Source organism: Granulicella arctica (assembly GCF_025685605.1).
Taxonomy (GTDB): Bacteria; Acidobacteriota; Terriglobia; order Terriglobales; family Acidobacteriaceae; genus Edaphobacter; species Edaphobacter arcticus.
The window spans coordinates 4232868-4250560 of the sequence record NZ_JAGTUT010000001.1 but is presented as its reverse complement, the minus strand read 5'-3'; the positions used below and the strand labels follow the sequence as shown (position 1 = coordinate 4250560).

The window sequence follows — 17693 nt, the reverse complement described above, 5'->3', positions numbered from 1 at the left end:
AGCGCATTCCGCACGTACCTAGTATCCAAGCCCTTCATCTTGCGCTGTCCGCGCCTCCCCTTTCTAGAAATCGTATTCATTTACCCCGGTTAACGGCGTTCCGCACTTGTGAAGAGCGCCAGAGCAGGTTTAGTGTTTCAGGACTTCTACGCCGAGCTGTTTTAAATAGCCGACGTTATCGTACTGTACCCATTCTTCGGCGAGCCGGCCGTCATCATCGTAGCGAAAGGTGTTAATGACTTCTATGTGCACAGTCTTGCCATTTGGTTGAATCGGACCTATCGGAGAGTGTGTCATTTCCTTGTCAAATACTCCCGAGAAGGTGTTTCGTGCACCAATGAAATTTCCCTCCACCATGATTTGTTCGCGCCGGATTCTGAAGCCGGAAAACGCACTTCGCCAGACCGACCAGAACGCCTTAAGTTGAGTGAAGTTCATGTCTCCATCCGGTCCATGGAAGATGTAATCGTCTGCAAAATAGGGGTCTAGTACGCTTTCATCACCTGTATTTATGCCCTCTTCGCCTACGCGAATCAAATCGTCCCTGCGTTGTGAATTCGATTTTTTGCGATGCCATAAATTCTCCTTTTTCAGTTTTTCGAGGTTCAAACTTGAAACCTGTCGAACTGCTGTGTAATTAAGAACGGGATTGAGGATCTTGACACTCCTCTACTGTTGCTGTTGATCTGCTCCTCCAGAGCAAATGGAGAGTGCAAAATTCTATGTGCTATGCGATCTGGTCCAGTACGCCTGGGTCAGCTCGCGAGGCTTATTCCTGGCGCCTCCAAGAAAATGCTGATTCAAATCTTCGGCAATTGGAAGCTGATGGAATCGCTGTCCGAAGAGACATGAGCGAGCTCGTGCTTCATATCGAATATGAGTTGGACGAGCGCACGAGAGAAGGGTAAGGGGGTTCATCTTCTCGTGATCACCATCCCTCTGGAGAGCGTGACGGCGCCCCCGAGAGACCTTCTCTTCGATTTGCCTTTGGGACACCTCATTTGAGAAGGTAGCGTGGTGCTGGTTGACCAGTCTGCGTTGCCATCAGCAGCTTTGTAGAGGTTTCCTCGAATTGGTGTAGCAGATTTTCGTCATGCAACGAGGGAGCCGTGTTGAGCTCGCCGTTGTCGAGTCCCTCCAGCGCAGCATCCACGCAGTTTTCCGCGGTCATGAGCGTAGCTGGATCGAGCACGGACGGAGGAATACCCAGGCTCTCGAAACCCTCAGTGACTGTGGAGGCTGGGCTAACTAGTTGCACGCGGATCCCGGTGGCCTGAAGTTCTTGCTGAAGACTCTGCGTGAACTGGCGGACATAGGCCTTAGTGGGGCCGTAGATGGGGACGAATGCAAACGGCGCGAAGCCAGCAACCGAGCCGATGTTCACGATGGTTCCAGCATTTCGCGCGATAAAGGCGGGAAGCACCGCCATCGTCAAGGCCGTGAGAGCCGTGATGTTGACTGCAATCATATTGTGCGTTGCAGCAGCAGAAGTCTGAGAAACAGGACCGATCACAGCGATACCGGCGTTGTTTACCAATAACGTGATGGAGGCGTCGTCCGAGATTTTCCGGACGACTTCGGCCAAGCCCGCTTCCTGGGCTAGGTCTGCAACGATCGTTTCGGCCCGAATTGCGAAACGTGACTGAAGAGCCGCGGCGATCTTTTCGAGTCGGTCCTTGCGGCGCGCGACAAGAATCAGATCATAGCCGCGCGCGGCGAGGCGCTGCGCGTAGACCTCTCCGATGCCGGACGATGCGCCGGTAACAACAGCGGTACCTCGTTTGCTCATAAAACTCCTTTGAACCTCTGAGATCCGTGGAGCGCTGAGTTGCTGACAAACTCCAGCTCCACTTTGTTGAGGCTAAGGCCCCAGAATGATACGATCTACGTCGTCGAGTACTTATTTTCGACGAAATCGTATCGAGAATCGCGATGAAGCTGAGGTCAAGATGAGTTCGGATCCGTTGTCTGATGTGCTCTCGCTACTGAGGCCTCAAAACCTTGCATGCCGCGGGTTCGATTTCGGTGGCTCGTGGGCCTTCCGATGGGATCTGCCGGATGGCATCAACTGCTATGCGGTCGTTGCGGGTCGGTGCTGGCTCACCATGGAGGCTTTAGAAAGTCCGCTCGAATTGAGGACCGGCGATTGTTTTCTCCTGCCGCGCGGATTGTCGTTCGGCATGGGAACAGACCAGAGCATCCTCCCGATCGATGCATTGCAGTCGATCTGCAGTTCCATGGTGCAGGGCACGGGAACCACTACCTTTCAAAATGGTGGCGAGTGTTTCATTATTGGGGCTCACTTTTCTTTAGAAAGTGGCTTAGCCGAACTCCTGACGAATCTGTTAACACCACTGGTGCTTGTCCGTTCCGAGTCTGACAAAACCGAGTTGCGTTGGGCTCTCGACCGGATGCGGTCGGAACTTCAGGGCGATCAGCCGGGACGCAACCTGATCGCGCAACAGCTTGCATGCATGATTCTTGTGCAGGCGTTGCGGCAACATCTCTCCGACAGAACCACATGCAACATTGGCTGGCTTTTTGCGATGGCGGATCACTCTCTCAAAGCAGCGATCAACAGCATGCATGAAGACCCCTCGCATCCATGGACGCTTGAACAACTTGCACGTAAGTCTGGTCTGTCACGATCATCTTTTGTGAAGCGCTTCAGGGAAGCTGTAGGCGAAACGCCGATGGCGTATCTCACCCGATGGCGAATGTTAGTGGCCTCTGACCGTCTCCGCAACACGAAAGATTCGGTCACCGGCATTGCACTATCGTCGGGCTACGATTCTGAGAGTGCATTCCGGAAGGCATTTCGTACGGTGATGGGTTCTTCACCACGCCGATACAGCCGAGCCGCTCACGAGTCCGGTTTCATCGAGCGACCTAGGGACCCATTTCGCGCGCATTCTGCCTAGACCTCGCAGATTATCCACTTCGCCTGTTCTTCTACAATTCCACTGCAACATCTTCAATTCAGCTTTCCGCTGAACAGCCGCGCGAAAAGAATTTTTGGCGAAATTATTAGCGACAAGTATTTCTCTATTTATTAATTGCGATCCTAACTTGCGGGAAGTTATCAGATTGCGTTTCAAAGCCGAAGCCCATCCAGAGCTTTCGACCTCTCTTGAGCGAACATGATTTCGTCAAAAAATTGCCCGCGCACGGCTAGAATGCGTTGTTCAGTTCACCTGCCGCTGGTCGTCTGCATAGTGAGTGCCAGAAAGGAACCATCGACGGGTAGGTCGGATAGATAGCGATAAACGCACTGGTCGGAAGCTGGCCATCGCCGACGAGAAGCCGACTAATGAGATGGTCCGCCGCTTGATTCCTCAGCCGTCGTAGAGGGATCGTGGTGGCAGCTTCTATGAGGAGGATCATCGACATGCAGATTCGTTCAGTAGGCATTGATTTGGGCAAGACGACCTTTCACCTTGTGGCTCTGGGAGTTGCCGGCAAGGTTCTCGTTCGGAAGAAGTTCACACAGAAGCAGTTGCTGGCATTCACGGCGAACATGCAGACCTCCTTGATCGGCCTCGAGGCGTGCTCGGGAGCGCACTTCCTTGGCAAGGCGCTGCGAGATCAGGGCCACGATGTGCGGCTGATCGCAGCCCAGTTCGTGAAGCCGTTTGTGAAGTCCAACAAGAACGACTTCGTGGATGCGGAGGCCATCGCCGAAGCCGTCGAGCGCAAGAACATGCGTTTTGTCCCGATCAAGACGGATGACCAGCTGGACCTCCAGGCAATCCACCGCGTGCGCGACCGATTGGTATCCCGGCGTACGGCGGTCATTAACCAGATACGGGCTTTTCTGTTGGAACGAGGCATGGTGTTCGCGCAGAAGCCGGCGAAGTTGAAGGCTGCGATGGCAGATGTTTTGGAGAACGCGGAGAACACGCTGACGCCGATGATGCGGAACCTGATCGACATGCTATGGGGTGAGTGGAAGACCGTTGAGCAGCAGATCGAGGAGCTGACCGACAAGCTCGAACAGATCTCTGCCAGTGACGCCGGCTGTTGCCGCATTCGCAAGATCCCTGGGATTGGGCCGATCGTCGCCACTGCTATCGTCGCGGCCATTGGCAACGGCGCGGCTTTCCGCAAGGGCCGAGACTTCGCAGCGTGGCTAGGCCTGGTGCCACGACAGTATTCGACCGGAGGGAAGGCCAAGTTGCTGGGCATCAGCAAGCGCGGCAACATCTACCTCCGCAAGGTTCTGATCCACGGAGCACGCGCCGCAGCGATGCGCATTAAGCGTGACCGAGCTCCGATTGGAGCGTGGATGGACGCGCTCGAAGCGCGGGCACCTCGCAACGTCCTCGTGGTCGCCATGGCTAACAAGCTCGCACGCATCGCATGGGCTGTTCTCTCTAGCGGCAACGAGTACAGACCAGTGGCAAGCACGCCCGCATAAGCAGCAGCGGAAAAGACGCCTGCGGCTTGGAAGCGCTATGCGCTCCCACTTTACCGCTCCACGACGACGACTTTTATTTTCCCCACCGAGGTCTGCACAGGAACAGTAAGGACGAAAGAACAGTCACAACGGCGCGTCTGCAACCTGATGCCGATAATGGTCATCAACGACCGCCCGACTTGTAAGGACAGACACGCAGCGGAACTCATCCTGGCTAGGAGCACGCGGCTCCATCAAAGGCCGAATACATTGCCGCAGACCTGTCTTCTCGACCAAACTACCCCTTGCAGTCGCGCGGCGGACCATACAATAACGGTACTAATCTGACTCAGCGGATGCATCGGCGATTTGTCATCTATCCAGTGCGGTTCATTCCGCGGAGACCGCTTATCAAGATGGTTGATTGTGGAGAAAACTCGTACTTGAATCATCGATTGCGACGATCAAAGCCGACCCTGGCTTCCTTGATGACGTCCCAATTTCTTCCAATCCAATGAACTAATGTCCGCATCGGTTCCAAAAGGCTGAGACCCAGAGGAGTAAGTTCATACTCCACTCTTGGGGGAACCTCCGCAAACACATGACGTGACAGGAGGCCGTCTCGCTCCAATTGGCGCAACGTAGTTGTGAGCATCCGTTGCGAGATCCCATCTATCAAGCGTTGGAGTTCTGAAAAGCGCGCGCGATAGCCCGGCCTCCTCGAAAGCGAAACCAAGAGCAGAATGCTCCATTTGTCTCCGATTTTCGCAAGAAGATCGCGAAGTGGCTCCGTTTCCTCACTTCTACACGTGAGAGCGACAGGGCCTCCAACGGCATCTTTGTTGGGCTTTTTCATGGGTTACTTCCAGCTCCGTTACTGAGGTGACTGTGCCGTCTTCCCTAAACGTAGCACTCATTCCATGATGTAGGTATAGAAGAGTAACCATCGAGCTGATCACATTGGGACTTTTGAACCGTAGGCGAGTCAACCACGAGACGCAAGGGCGTCTGGATTCACGAATATAAGGAGATTTCAATGCGTGTATTTCTTACCGGCGGCACGGGACTCATCGGCTCAGCGATCATTCCGGAGCTTATCAATTCTGGGCATCAGGTCCTGGGCCTCGCCCGTTCGGAGACAAGTGCAAGAGCTCTCCTCTCAGCTGGAGCTGAGGTCCTTATGGGAACTCTCGGAGACGTCCAAGCCCTCAGTGAGGGTACAAGCAAGGCTGACGGAGTGATTCACTGTGCCTTCGACTTGGATTTCGCTAACTTTGAAGAAAGTAGCGAGACTGAGAGGCTGGCGATCGCGGCTTTGGGCGTTTCGCTTGCAGGCTCTGATCGTCCTCTCATTGTCAGTTCAGGACTTGGTCTCGCATCACTGATTCGTCCGATCACAGAGGATGTCGATGCGCCCGCCGTCTCAGCATCACCTCGCGGTCCCGAACAGGCCGTACGTTCATTGCGTCAACAGGGCATCAACGCCACGATCGTGCGGCTCCCCCAAGTTCACAACACAGTCAAACAGGGCCTCGTCACAACCCTCATTGGTGCAGCGCGCAAAACGGGAGCCTCCGCATACGTGAATGAGGGACTTAACCGTTGGCCGGCCGCGCATGTCACAGACGTTGCCCGTCTTTATAGGCTCGCCCTCGAAAAAGGGGAAGCCTCCACTTACCATGCAGTCAGCGAAGAAGGAATCCACCTTAGGGATATTGCAGCCGCCATTGGCCGGGGCCTTAGAGTTCCGATCACCTCTATTTCATCGGAAGAGGCACAAGCCCGATTTGGTCGTATCGGCGGATACGTAGGCATGGATCTTTCCGCGTCGAGCGCTTGGACTCGGGAGCGACTCGGTTGGACATCGGCCGGGCCGGGGCTTCTGGAAGATCTCGACCGTATGCGCTATTTCGACAACTCCGGTTCCTGACGCGAGATCGTTTTGCGTCGACTCAATGCCAGGGGTGAAAGTCTTGACTGTCGATTTCCAGCCGATGCACTCGTTGAGCCGCCGAACGGCGGATATTACTTCCGCTAGCTCAAGTACTTCCACCGACGTTGCAGCCTTCTGGAACCTGCTTTCTGGATCTGTCACGAATTGGGGATACGCGCTGTGTGGATCGACAGGTTGAGAGAAACGCTCAATCCTGACTGGACACTGGACGCTGTGTTGCCCGACCTCACTGCTTTGCCTGAGCTCCTCGCCTGTGGAGCAGGTGCTCCTTGCATCGTGAGCATCTGAGGGAGAGTATGAAGCAAGTTATACAGAGACGTTTAACAATAAGCGGCGGGAATTGGATTTCAGTTAACGTCGACAGAGATGCAGATGCCTCCAATCTCATCATCGTCCCAGGGCCTGGTTCTCTGATCAACACTCTCGTTAGAGACACTGCTCGCTAGAAGTATTAGGACAAGTCGGTATCGCGACTGGTCGTCGTAAATCAAGGGTATCGATCCTACTCGCGTGGATTCATGAATAGTCCTTTGGCGTCAGCGCCACGTAACCGTGGATCGCGGGGAGTGCCGATATATTCTCCCAGGAAGTCGAGCAAAACATGAACCTTTGGGGTCAGGCGTGATTGGCCTGAGAAGAGCGCACAAAGGGTGACCGGCTGGGCAGTCCAGCGTGCCAGAACAGGGACGAGTTTGTTGCCCATCTCTGGCCACCTAGCCATGTAAAGCGGCAACAGTGCGATACCGGAATGCTTCAATATGAGATCTAGCAGCACTGCTGGATCATTCAGAATTACGGAAGATTGAATGTTCGGAGTCATAGTCGTGTCGCCGCGACTCAGCTGCCATGGTCCCGAACCGATGCATGTGCGTGTCAGCAAGTCCTCAGGTCGAGAAGGCATCCCAAACGTTTTGATGTACTGGGCGCTCGCAAAGAATCCACGCTTTGTGCCGGGATAAGTGCGCATCCGCCGTATCGAATCTCGCGGTGTTCTTACTTTGAAAACGACGTCGATGTCTTCACGGAATTCCTGATCGGCTGCCGGAGTGTAAGACTCAATTTGTAATCGCAATTGCGGGTATCGTTCCTGCAACTCTTTGAGTAATGGCGCGAGGATCAGCTGGGTCATCGTCACGGGACATGCTACCTTGATGAGTCCACTCGGCCGTTCTCGTTGAGCTGCCAGCATTTCGCCGCCTTCATCCAGGGTGCGTAGCGCGCGCCGGCAGACCTGTAAATAGTCCCTGCCGGAATCTGTCAGAACGTGGCCTCGCGAACTTCGCCGTATCAGTAGTGCGCCCAGGTTCTTCTCCAGGCGTGTTAAAGCGCGGCTGACCGTCGAAGTCGGCACCTTCAGTTTCACGGCTGCGGAGCTTAGGGTGCCTTCCTGACCCACCACTGTGAAAATACGGATGTCGTTAAGGTCGACTGCGTCCATCCTTTGATTCTACGATGCGCCCGTTTCACTCATATTGCGCTCCAAGGGCAACTAACGTTGGTTCGGGTTTTGCAAGCGCGCAATTCCGTTTTGCGCAGTCCTGGCGTGCGACATCTCCCGGACAAGCATCTTTAACAACATGGCGGAACCGCAGAACCGCCCGAAGTATGGATTGGAGGCTGGTATGAAGATTCTGGTAACAGGCGGAACCGGAAATGTGGGCGGCAAGGTTGTGTCGGAGTTATTGAAGCGAGGGGCTGACGTTCGCGTGCTCGCTCGCAAGCGGCCGGAAGAGAAGGTGCAGGCCGGCGTAGAGATTGTCACAGGTGACCTGCTTGACCCAGTGTCTGTCGAACAAGCGATGCAAGGGGTCGATAAGCTTTTCTTGTTGAATGCGGTTGTTGCGGATGAATTGACGCAGGCGTTGATCGCGTACGGCATCGCGAAGCGTCTCGGATTGAAGCATGTGACCTATCTTTCTGTCTTCAAAGTTGAACAGTTCCGCGACGTACCGCACTTCGCATCCAAGCTCGCGGTTGAAGGTGCATTGCGCGAGTTCGGGGTACCATTCACCATCCTTCGTCCCGGGTACTACATCCAGAACGATCTTGGGCTTAAGGACCCGCTAACTAAAGCGGGTGTATATCCCATGCCCCTCGGAACGGCCGGGATCGCGGCGGCCGACATGAGAGACATCGCGGAAGCAGCGGCAATCTCACTGACGGAAGATGGCCATGACGGGCAGACTTACGATATCGTGTCGCCCACGCTGATCAGCGGTCCTGGGAATGCGACTCTATGGAGCAAACTCCTCGGCAATGAGATCAAGTACACGGGACACGATTTTGATCAGTGGGAGCAGGGCATGCGTGCACGAATGCCCGGTTGGAGCGCCTACGATCTCCGCATGATGCTCCAGGGATATTTCGAACGCGGCTTCGCCTCGACCGAAACGGAAGTCGCGCGTCTCGCAAAACTACTTGGTCATACGCCGCGCAGCTACGAAGAGTTTGCGACCGAAACGGCGGAATCGTGGAAAGCCTGACTTCGGGTCCGCAGGAGCACTGGATAGACACGCTGATATTGGAGTAAGGAATGACGACTTACCACAAGGAACACCTCCTCGATCGTGCCGCAATGGTTCTTATGCGCACGATGCTGGCGGTTCAGCCCAAACTACAATTCACTCCAGAAGCTCGTCCCGACTTTGATAGCCTGATGGAGAAGACACCCGAGGCGGCGGGGGTGACGTATGAAACGGCGGAAGTTGGTGGGGTAGCGGGATGGTGGTGTAAACCGCAAGGATCACTTCCCGGGTCGGCGATTGTTTACTTCCATGGAGGCGCATACGCCCTCGGTTCTGCGAAGGCGTATCGCAATTTTGTCTCTCAGATTGCAGCAGGCGCGGAAACGGCAATTTTCGTAGTTGACTACCGTCTCGCTCCTGAGCATCAGTTTCCTGCGGCGGTCGAAGACGCTAAGGCCGTCTATCTTGGCCTCGCGGCCTTGGGATTTTCCCGGCTGGTTATAGCAGGAGACTCCGCTGGCGGTGGACTGGCTCTCGCGCTTCTTCTGATCACGACAGAGGGGGCACAGGAGGAAGGCATACCGAAGGCCTTGGCCTCGGTGGTGATCTCGCCGTGGACCGATCTTGCGCTCACAGGCGACAGCATGGAGGGTCGCGCAGCAGCGGACCCCTTGCTCACGCGGGAAGCACTTGATGGGGCAGCTCAACACTACCTGGGAGATCAGGATCACCGCGATCCCAGAGCCTCTCCGCTGTACGGGAATATGAGCGGTCTACCGCCTGTTCTGTTCCACGTTGGCGAAGACGAGATCCTGCTGGACGATTCCCGACGCTTCGCGAGCCGGATTGATGTTGCGGGCGGAGTCGCGGAACTGCACATCTAGGAGGGAATGACGCACGTTTTTGTTTCCAACCTTGCGCTCCAGAGTGCCAAGGATGCCCTGGCCAATATAGGCGAATTTCTGCAACAGATTTTCCGTGAGACCAATACTCGTTAGGCTGCGCATCATCCTCCGACGGAGGATGCGAGTGATGATTTTGGATGAGGCATAGCAATGAAAGACGGAAGAGTTGTCGCAATCACAGGAGCGGGCGGAGGCATTGGCCGCAAGATTGTGGATCGCTTTCTCGCCAATGGGGATCGGGTGATCGATTTGGACCGCGCAAAGTCCTCGTTGGAAGAGTTAGCCACGAGCCGGAACGCTGGCAATCAGCTTTCGACTGCTTGCGTCGATATAACTGACGAGTATGCTGTCGCCGAATTCGCGAAGCACATCAACCAAACGCATGGTCATGTTGACGTGCTTGTGAACTGCGCGGGGTCCTACCCCGTTGTCTCATTCGAGCAGATGACGCAGGAGCAGTGGCTGGAGATGATCGCGATCAACCTCACGGGAACCTTCCGGGTGACACACGCGCTGCTGCCGCTGATGAAAAGTCGGGGTTGGGGACGAATCATAAACATAGGCTCCGCTTCGGTGTTCGAAGGTGTCGTTGGGCAAACTCATTATGTTTCGGCTAAAGCTGGCATCGTAGGCTTCACGCGCTCCCTGGCAATGGAAGTTGGAGACTACGGGATCACCGTCAACATCGTTGCTCCCGGCCTGACGCTTACAGAACCTGTGCTCAACGGCATGCCGCAAGAGTTGATAAAGACTCAAGTGGACCTCCGGGCCATTAAACGAGATGAGCACCCACAAGATCTAGCTGGGCCCGTTTTTCTATTGTGTTCTCCGGATGCCGATTTTGTTTCCGGTCAAATGCTTGTCGTAGACGGCGGAAAGATCAAGCACTAAATGACCAGGAATTTGGAGGAAATGAACGATGCAAGCCAACAAGACACTCAAAGTACTCGCAGTGGGAGCGGCAGGTCCGTCAGCAAGCATGGTGGTTCCAGAGTTGCTGACGCGAAACGTATCGGTACGAGCGTTCGTCCACAAATCGGAAGATAGACCAACCGTTCAAAAGCTCGGTGTCACTGACATCGTAGTGGGCGAACTCTCCGACGCTGCGGCGGTCGCCAAGGCATTGGAGGGCATAGACGCTGCTTTCTACATCGCCCCGGCAGCCCTTGAGAATGAAGCAGAAGTCGACAAACAATTTGCTTCGGCAGCGAAGCAAGCAGGGGTACGGCGCGTCGTCTTTTCGTCCGTGATACACCCAGTCCTTAGCGACCTCGTCAATCACGCCGACAAAGCGCCAGTGGAAGTAGCACTGCTCGATTCCGGGTTGGAGTATGTGTTCCTCCATCCTGCGATGTTCTTCCAGAACATCGGCGCTGCGTGGGCGAGGATGAAGGAAACTGGCGTATATGGCGAGCCTTGGTCCACTGAGACCCGCTTTTCCCGCGTCGATTACCGCGATGTTGCCGAGGTTGCGGCGATTGCGTTGACCGAAGATCGGCTCCTGTATGGAACATTCGAGCTCTGCGCCGAAGGCAACTTGAATCGGCATGGTCTTGCTGCCTTGATGAGCAAGGTCGTTGGCAAGCAGATAAAGCCGATCAAAGTGGAGATTCCCGCGCAGGCCAACATGTCTCCGAAGCTCACGCGGATGTTCGCCTGGTACGACAGACATGCTCTGCTCGGCAACAGCACAACACTTCGAGCGATCCTTGGGCGGGAGCCGCGGACGCTGCAGGCATTTTTCGAAGAACTCAACTGAAATTAGGAGAGCGGAATGGCCCAGTCGAGCGCGCCTGACATAGCAACGTTTCGCAGTGAAACGGCAATCGTGAATGGGGTACGCCTGCACTATTGGATTGGCGGCAATTCTCATGGTCGGCCAGTCCTGCTATGGCACGGATTTCTTGGCACCGCTTATAGCTGGTACAAGGTCATGCCGCTTCTCGCGGAAGCCGGCTACTGCGTTCTGGTGCCGGATATGCGCGGCTATGGAGACTCCGACAAGCCCGCCGGAACAGAAGGCTATGACGCACGGGCACTTGCGGAAGACTTCCGAGCCCTGGTCAGGCAGATCGAATTCGGGAATGGTCAGAAGCTGATCCTTGCCGCCCACGATATGGGGGCACACCCAGCCCTGCTGTGGGCTGCACATCACCCCGACGAAATCAGGGGCCTCGTGTATATGGAAGTTCCCACGATGCTCGAAGAGTTCCTGACAAAAGTAATTGTGTACAAGCCGGAGGCGATGGCAAAGGGTTCCATGTGGTGGTGGATTCTCCCGCTAGCACCTGGCGTACCGGAACGCCTTATCGTTGGCAATGAGCGCGCCTTTCTGACATGGTTCTATGAGGGCGCCACAGCAGATGCATCGCCCATCAGCGAAACATCGATCAAGGAAACTCTCCGCAGTTTTAGTGGCACGGAAGGTGTGCTCGGAGCGCTTGGCCTGTACCGTGCCGCCTTTACGACCATTGAGCAGACCACGCCTTTGAAGAAGAACAAGGTCGAAGTCCCGGTGCTTGCCATTGGCGGAGAAAAAGCGCTTGGCGCCAAGGTCGGCCAGATGGTTGAGGCGGTCGCGAAGAATGTGACTGGAAAAGTTATCCCGGCATGTGGTCACTTCATCCCGGAAGAACAACCCGCTGAATTCATGCGCCTCTTTCAGGAATTCGTCGGAGGGGTCGCTCGAGTATGACAGACCTTAGCCGACGCTCTGTTCTCACGCTTGCCGCCATGGCTGGCGTAGGACTCTCTTCTTCCAAACTTTGGGCCTCTGCAGTTTTGGGCAGCCCATCCCCTAAATCAGAGCCTCAAGATTCCACAAGGAGAACTGCTATGTCTGAGTCCACGACGCAATACCCACCCGTTCCGCCCGATGATTTGAAGCGTGCGCTCACGATCGCACGACCGGACAGCGATCAAATACTGCCCCACATCGGCCTCGTAGGCGATACCTATACCATCATCGTTTCGGGCGAGGATACTGCAGGTCGCTTCTGCGTCATTGACATGCACATCCCGCCAGGGGGCGGTCCCGCGCCACATCGTCATGACTTTGAAGAAACCTTCATCCTGCTTGACGGCGAAATGGAGGCCACGTTCCGCGGGAAGAAGTCCCTAGTGCGCGCCGGCGAAACCATCAATATCCCCGCAAACGCGCCGCATCAATTTCATAAGTCATCTTCCAAGCCGGTTCGTCTGCTGTGCATTTGCTCGCCTTCGGGGCAAGAGCTTTTTTTCAAGGAAGTGGGAGTGCCTGTAGCCACTCGCACGACCGCCCCACCCAAACTCGATAAAGAACAGCAGCAACGGTTCATGGAGAAAGCCAACGCTCTTGCTCCGAAGTACCGTACCGAGCTGCTGAAGGAAGCATAGCCATCGGAAGCTGCGGGCAGATGCAATCTGTTCGCAGCACTTTCCATGCCTGAATCGATATAGAACTCGCCATCGCGACCGCTGTTCCCTTATTCGGGAGAACCTGGAGTTCCTGGTGAGTATTCAGGTAAAGCTCCAATCAAGCCCATTCGCCTATCCGAGCGAATGAACAGCAGGTCGTCAATCAGCCGACTCACTTGTCAAAAACTTCTCATGCTTTCTTGATGGGCTCCCAGTTATTCCCGATCTAGAGGACCAGATTTCGCATTGGTTGAAGAAGACTGAGTCCAAGTCCTGTCAGTTCGTATTCCACCCTAGGCAGCGCCGTAAAGAATACCTCGCGAGAGAGCAAACCATCCGCTCCAGCTGACGCAGCGTAGCGGTAAGCATCCGCTGTGAGATTCCTTCGTAATCACTACGCTCAATGAGTGACTCGGCGATTTAGCATCAATCCAGGTCGTCCTTACCTGAAGCGCATCTTTCTGCTACTTAGCTTCGATTGCTGCGAGTGAATCGTAGAGCAGCTTTTGACGATGCTTTCACGCACAAAGCGGTGCACGGATTCATTGTCGAAGCGCGGGTGCCATGCTAAAGATATGCGGAGGTCTGCTGTCTGAACGGGTAATGGAAAGATAAAGGAACGGTAGAGCGTCTTTGCAATGCCGCTGAGGTGCTCGGGTATGGCGGCCACGAGGTCAGAGGTAGCTGCAATCGCGAGGGCGCTTGAGAGTGTCGGCACACTCAGAGATACCGTCCTCTTCAAACCTAGCTCGGCCAGCGCATCGTCAATCGGACCTCCGAGTAGCCCCCGCCGTGAAGCGCTGATGTGTTCATATTCGACGTATCGTTTTGCCGTAACCTTCCCCTTCGACAGCGGGTGACCTGTACGCACCACTCCCATAAAGCGGGATGAGAAAAGCTTTTGCAGCTTCACTTCAGGCCCGCTCAGTTTGATGTTCCCGAGGTCGAGATCGAGAACGCCCTCTCTCAAAGGCCCGACAGCTTCTTCTCCGTGCGACACGAAGCGTAGTTTGACCTTCGGCGCCTTACGATGAACGGTCTCAAGGATAGAAGCGGCAAACACCGCGACCAAGGACTCGTCCGCTCGAATGTTTACCGTTCGGGCTACATCCGCGAGCGATGGCGAGGAAGTACGCGTGAGATCGTACGCCTCCTGCACAAAAGCATGTAAACGCGCCCTCATTTCCAGAGCTTTCGGAGTGGGCACTAAGCCCCGCCCGGCCTGCACCATGATGGGATCACCCATCAATTTGCGGATACGCGTCAAGGTCCGGCTCATCGTTGGAACGCTCACACCCGTTCGTTCCGCGGCTTCGGTGACACTGCCGGTTTCAAGCAGCGCATTCAGGGCAAACAGCAGGTTGGCATCGAACTGTTTCATTTTGGGCAAGTATACATTGTCGAGCACAGCATTGCTGCAAGGGACCATTTCGCCTAGCCTTGGAACAGGCAGAACACTTAATAGTTCACAAGTGTTGAGCGCTATAGGCATTCAATGTTTTCTGATGATCATCCAACTTCGCGTAGGTCCCTCGTTGTGGCACTTACCAGCCTCTGCTGCAGCAGTTTCATGCCGTTTCGTCTGTCCGCGATCGAGCCGAAACGCAAAGGTGTTGCAGGTTCCCCCGAGCCGATCCCAACTTTATCAGCACCAGGAGGAAGTAAAAGAATGTCGATCCAAACCATTGATCCCGTGACAGCTTTGATCGTTGTCGATTTGCAGAAGGGTGTCCTCGCTCATCCCTTGGTACATCCGGTGAGCATCGTCGTTCAGAACGCGGCAGAACTAGCCATCTCGTTTAGAAATAAGAAGCTCCCGGTTGTACTCGTGACCGTCGTCGGCACCGCGCCCGGCCGAACGGAGCAGACTCTAAGCAAAGGGCCACGCCCGGACGATTGGGCCGAGTTAATGCCGGAGCTCATCGCGCATAGCGAAGACTATCGCGTGATCAAGAAAACCTGGGACGCCTTCACCCATACAGGCCTCGAAGATTACCTCAAAAGCAAAGGAGTGACGCAGGTCGTCATCGCTGGAGCCGCCACCAGCATTGGCGTGGAGTCCACCGCACGGCTGGCCTACGCACTTGGCTTCAATGTAACCCTCGCCACCGATGCCATGAGTGACCGCAGCATCGCAGCCCATGACAACAGCGTGTCGTATATCCTTCCTCGACTGGGAGAGACAGGTACGACAAAAGAGATCCTCCAAGCTCTGAACTTGACAGGGGCTTAGGAGGCACCACCACACGAACAGGAAGCTAGAGTTCTCCTGACTCTCCCCTCATGTTCCGCCAAAGCACTCTCAAATAGATCTGCTTGATGACAGGAGAATTAGACCGTTGAATCAGAAGCTAAACATAAGCGCTATCATCGCGGATCTCGTCGCGGCAAATCGTATCCTCGCTATCGAGAAGGTCGTGGATGCGTTTGGACACGTGAGCGTACGCCACCCCGAATACCCGGATTGCTATATCATCGCGCGGGCAATATCACCCGAGCTCGTCACCCCAGAAGACTTCATGGAAGTTGCGTTTGACGGTGAGGTTCCCGGTGGCGACGTTCGCAAGGCGTACCTTGAGCGCTTTATTCACGGTGCGATTTACGAGGCGCGTCCGGACGTTCAGTCCATCGTTCACAACCATAGCAAGGGACTGATTCCATACAGTGTCACCAGTGAAAAACTTCGGCCGATCGTGCATAGTTGTGCCACCATCGGCGCTCACATTCCGGTGTGGGACGCTCACACGATGTTTGGCGACAGCAATCTTCTGATCTCCACTTTGGAAATGGGTCGGGACTTTGCGAGGACACTTGGACAGAACAACTCTGCCCTTATGCGAGGCCACGGTTGTACCGTCATCGGGCGTTCGATACGCGAGGCGGTCTACACGGCGATTTACCTGGAGGTGAACGCGGAATTGCAGATGCAGGCGAGTCGTTTCTCCCCGATCACCTTTCTGTCCGACGGTGAGATCAGGATCATTTCTGAACGCCTTGCCAACGCAAAACCAAACGAGGGCTATGACCGTGCATGGGAATACTGGTGCCGCCACGCTGGCGTTGAATATCGCACCCGCGAGTCGGTTCAGTCTGGTCAGAAATGATAAGAACCTCCACCTCTTCCTCGATCAAAGCGACATGGCGCAGAACATTTGACCCTTTGTCCATTCCAAACCTGCGTCTCTTCTTTGCCGGACAAGCTATCTCCCTTGTCGGTACATGGCTGCAATCTACCGCGCAGGCGTTGTTGGTCTACCGGGTCTCCGGCGGCCATTCGGAACCGGTTGCCATCACCGCGTGTTGCACTGCCATTCCTCTGATCCTGCTTGGGCCGCTGCTTGGCAACTTGACGAGCCACATCCCCCGTCGCCACCTTGTAATAGCCACCCAAGCCGTCGAGCTGCTTCTAGCTGCCGTGTTGGGCTTGCTTGTCCACGCCCACAGGGCGACACCCGCGTGCGTCTATGTCTTAGCTTTCCTTTTGGGATGCGCCGAGGCCATATATTTCCCCGCAGTGCAACGCCTCCTTCGCGATATAGCGGGCAGCACTCACATCCGCTCTGCCGTGGGTCTAAGCGCCGTCATCAGCAATATCGCTCGATTCGGGGGGCCAACGCTTGCAGGTCTCCTGATTGGCAGCTTCGGGATCAGCATCGCCTTTTTTTTGAATAGTCTTTCATTCGTCGCTGTGATCGTATCGCTGCTGCTTCTCCGTGAGGAACAAAAGCAACATGTGGAGCGACAGGAAGGCTGGAGCCTGCTAAAGACAGTAAAGTATCTTTCACAAGATGTGCGGATGCTTGGAGTCTTCGCAACGGTTGGACTGATGAATGTGTTTGGCCAATCCTGCTATGCCTTGATACCGGCTTTGGAAGCCGGCGACGCCCGCGCGACAGGCCTTCTCCTCGGAGCCGCCGGACTTGGATCACTCACAAGCGCCCTTTGCGTGATGCCGTTCTTCCAGGGGTTTCGACGTCCGGGATTGTTGCTGTGCGGCGCGCTCCTTTGGATGAGCTCCGCTCTGGCTGTCACCGCAAGCTTTGACTTTCTCCCCCTTCAGCTTATATCGATGTGGCCTCTTGGGCTCGCGACCACCGTTTTGTTCGTGACCACGCTTGGCCTCATCCAGACCGTCCCACCAGTTCCTACGCATGGGCCTCTCTTCGGTCTTTTCGGCGCCGCGTTTTATGGATCGCAGCCGGTCGCCGCTCTTGGACTTGCGTACCTAGCAGATCGCGGTTCCATCAGTCGGACGATGCGGGGATCAGCGTTGGTGGAAGTCTTGGGAGCTTTACTCCTTCTGCTTCTGCCAAAATGGCGCGTTTGGGATGTTAGACAACTGGCCGCGCCCGAAGCCACGACTTGAATCCACGTGCAATGTCACCGAACTTATCAAAGCATGCACGACGTTGCCCCGATAAGATCGGCAATATACCCGCTTCTGGTGCAACGTACGACCACTGGGGTTTCGTCGAAGGGTTCAGATACTCTGAGGTGCTCCCCAGGAATCTACGCGTAGGGTCGAGGTCCATGTAGGAGCATCGCAGAGAGCTACCAGGAATCTCACGCCCAATTGG

At 55.3% G+C, this 17693-nt stretch carries 17 protein-coding genes; 12 read left to right on the top strand and 5 right to left on the bottom strand.

The window, feature by feature from the left end:
• Nucleotides 1-129: 129 nt before the first annotated feature.
• On the bottom strand, nt 130-609 hold the full coding sequence (locus OHL20_RS18010; RefSeq protein WP_263384553.1) for an ester cyclase: 480 nt from the start codon (nt 607-609) through the stop codon (nt 130-132).
• Between the two features lie 388 nt (nt 610-997).
• Nucleotides 998-1789: an SDR family NAD(P)-dependent oxidoreductase gene (locus OHL20_RS18005; RefSeq protein WP_263384552.1), complete on the bottom strand. Its 792-nt coding sequence runs from the start codon at nt 1787-1789 to the stop codon at nt 998-1000.
• A 160-nt stretch (nt 1790-1949) separates the two neighbouring features.
• Between OHL20_RS18005 and OHL20_RS18000 the strand changes: the two genes are divergently transcribed.
• Nucleotides 1950-2921, top strand: coding sequence for an AraC family transcriptional regulator (locus tag OHL20_RS18000; protein ID WP_263384551.1), 972 nt, complete (start codon nt 1950-1952; stop codon nt 2919-2921).
• Between the two features lie 467 nt (nt 2922-3388).
• Nucleotides 3389-4417, top strand: coding sequence for an IS110 family RNA-guided transposase (locus OHL20_RS17995; protein WP_263384550.1), 1029 nt, complete (start codon nt 3389-3391; stop codon nt 4415-4417).
• Between the two features lie 427 nt (nt 4418-4844).
• Here OHL20_RS17995 and OHL20_RS17990 read toward each other — a convergent pair whose 3' ends face one another.
• Entirely contained in the window at nt 4845-5252 is a 408-nt protein-coding gene (locus tag OHL20_RS17990) for a winged helix-turn-helix transcriptional regulator (protein ID WP_263384549.1), read from the bottom strand.
• Nucleotides 5253-5432: 180 nt separating this feature from the next.
• Between OHL20_RS17990 and OHL20_RS17985 the strand changes: the two genes are divergently transcribed.
• On the top strand, nt 5433-6326 hold the full coding sequence (locus OHL20_RS17985; RefSeq protein ID WP_263384548.1) for an SDR family oxidoreductase: 894 nt from the start codon (nt 5433-5435) through the stop codon (nt 6324-6326).
• A gap of 526 nt (nt 6327-6852) precedes the next feature.
• Here OHL20_RS17985 and OHL20_RS17980 read toward each other — a convergent pair.
• Nucleotides 6853-7788 carry a LysR family transcriptional regulator gene (locus tag OHL20_RS17980; RefSeq protein WP_263384547.1) on the bottom strand — a complete coding sequence of 312 codons (936 nt, stop codon included), beginning with the start codon at nt 7786-7788 and terminating at the stop codon, nt 6853-6855.
• 184 nt (nt 7789-7972) lie between these two features.
• Here OHL20_RS17980 and OHL20_RS17975 point away from each other — a divergent pair, with 184 nt between their 5' ends.
• The 6 genes from OHL20_RS17975 (at nt 7973) to OHL20_RS17950 (ending at nt 13095) form a co-directional block, all read left to right on the top strand.
• Nucleotides 7973-8833 carry an SDR family oxidoreductase gene (locus OHL20_RS17975; RefSeq protein ID WP_263384546.1) on the top strand — a complete coding sequence of 287 codons (861 nt, stop codon included), beginning with the start codon at nt 7973-7975 and terminating at the stop codon, nt 8831-8833.
• 50 nt (nt 8834-8883) lie between these two features.
• On the top strand, nt 8884-9699 hold the full coding sequence (locus OHL20_RS17970) for an alpha/beta hydrolase (RefSeq protein ID WP_263384545.1): 816 nt from the start codon (nt 8884-8886) through the stop codon (nt 9697-9699).
• A gap of 171 nt (nt 9700-9870) precedes the next feature.
• Nucleotides 9871-10611, top strand: coding sequence for an SDR family NAD(P)-dependent oxidoreductase (locus OHL20_RS17965; protein ID WP_263384544.1), 741 nt, complete (start codon nt 9871-9873; stop codon nt 10609-10611).
• A 28-nt stretch (nt 10612-10639) separates the two neighbouring features.
• Nucleotides 10640-11479 (top strand): SDR family oxidoreductase, encoded by an 840-nt coding sequence (locus tag OHL20_RS17960; RefSeq protein WP_263384543.1) that lies wholly within the window; start codon nt 10640-10642, stop codon nt 11477-11479.
• A 15-nt stretch (nt 11480-11494) separates the two neighbouring features.
• On the top strand, nt 11495-12415 hold the full coding sequence (locus OHL20_RS17955; protein ID WP_263384542.1) for an alpha/beta fold hydrolase: 921 nt from the start codon (nt 11495-11497) through the stop codon (nt 12413-12415).
• 140 nt (nt 12416-12555) lie between these two features.
• A complete protein-coding gene (locus OHL20_RS17950) occupies nt 12556-13095 on the top strand; it encodes a cupin domain-containing protein (protein ID WP_263384541.1) in 540 nt (179 codons plus the stop codon).
• A gap of 463 nt (nt 13096-13558) precedes the next feature.
• Here OHL20_RS17950 and OHL20_RS17945 read toward each other — a convergent pair whose 3' ends face one another.
• Complete coding sequence (locus tag OHL20_RS17945) at nt 13559-14497, bottom strand: LysR family transcriptional regulator (RefSeq protein WP_263384540.1); 939 nt, start codon at nt 14495-14497, stop codon at nt 13559-13561.
• Nucleotides 14498-14785: 288 nt separating this feature from the next.
• Between OHL20_RS17945 and OHL20_RS17940 the strand changes: the two genes are divergently transcribed.
• The 3 genes from OHL20_RS17940 to OHL20_RS17930 all read left to right on the top strand — a co-directional run bounded on the left by OHL20_RS17940 (nt 14786) and on the right by OHL20_RS17930 (nt 17482).
• Complete coding sequence (locus tag OHL20_RS17940; RefSeq protein ID WP_263384539.1) at nt 14786-15349, top strand: cysteine hydrolase family protein; 564 nt, start codon at nt 14786-14788, stop codon at nt 15347-15349.
• A 106-nt stretch (nt 15350-15455) separates the two neighbouring features.
• The gene (locus OHL20_RS17935; protein WP_263384538.1) at nt 15456-16220 is read left to right on the top strand and encodes a class II aldolase/adducin family protein; all 765 of its coding nucleotides are present in this window, start codon (nt 15456-15458) and stop codon (nt 16218-16220) included.
• A 56-nt stretch (nt 16221-16276) separates the two neighbouring features.
• On the top strand, nt 16277-17482 hold the full coding sequence (locus OHL20_RS17930; RefSeq protein ID WP_263384537.1) for an MFS transporter: 1206 nt from the start codon (nt 16277-16279) through the stop codon (nt 17480-17482).
• Nucleotides 17483-17693 lie beyond the last annotated feature (211 nt).

Coding starts and splice junctions, on each gene's coding strand:
- OHL20_RS17965 (WP_263384544.1), top strand. CDS start 9,871: ATGAAAGACGGAAGAGTTGTCGCAATCACAGGAGCGGGCGGAGGCATT.
- OHL20_RS17940 (WP_263384539.1), top strand. CDS start 14,786: ATGTCGATCCAAACCATTGATCCCGTGACAGCTTTGATCGTTGTCGAT.
- OHL20_RS18000 (WP_263384551.1), top strand. CDS start 1,950: ATGAGTTCGGATCCGTTGTCTGATGTGCTCTCGCTACTGAGGCCTCAA.
- OHL20_RS17945 (WP_263384540.1), bottom strand. CDS start 14,497: ATGAAACAGTTCGATGCCAACCTGCTGTTTGCCCTGAATGCGCTGCTT.
- OHL20_RS17950 (WP_263384541.1), top strand. CDS start 12,556: ATGTCTGAGTCCACGACGCAATACCCACCCGTTCCGCCCGATGATTTG.
- OHL20_RS17990 (WP_263384549.1), bottom strand. CDS start 5,252: ATGAAAAAGCCCAACAAAGATGCCGTTGGAGGCCCTGTCGCTCTCACG.
- OHL20_RS18005 (WP_263384552.1), bottom strand. CDS start 1,789: ATGAGCAAACGAGGTACCGCTGTTGTTACCGGCGCATCGTCCGGCATC.
- OHL20_RS17960 (WP_263384543.1), top strand. CDS start 10,640: ATGCAAGCCAACAAGACACTCAAAGTACTCGCAGTGGGAGCGGCAGGT.
- OHL20_RS17985 (WP_263384548.1), top strand. CDS start 5,433: ATGCGTGTATTTCTTACCGGCGGCACGGGACTCATCGGCTCAGCGATC.
- OHL20_RS17955 (WP_263384542.1), top strand. CDS start 11,495: ATGGCCCAGTCGAGCGCGCCTGACATAGCAACGTTTCGCAGTGAAACG.
- OHL20_RS17980 (WP_263384547.1), bottom strand. CDS start 7,788: ATGGACGCAGTCGACCTTAACGACATCCGTATTTTCACAGTGGTGGGT.
- OHL20_RS17970 (WP_263384545.1), top strand. CDS start 8,884: ATGACGACTTACCACAAGGAACACCTCCTCGATCGTGCCGCAATGGTT.
- OHL20_RS17975 (WP_263384546.1), top strand. CDS start 7,973: ATGAAGATTCTGGTAACAGGCGGAACCGGAAATGTGGGCGGCAAGGTT.
- OHL20_RS17995 (WP_263384550.1), top strand. CDS start 3,389: ATGCAGATTCGTTCAGTAGGCATTGATTTGGGCAAGACGACCTTTCAC.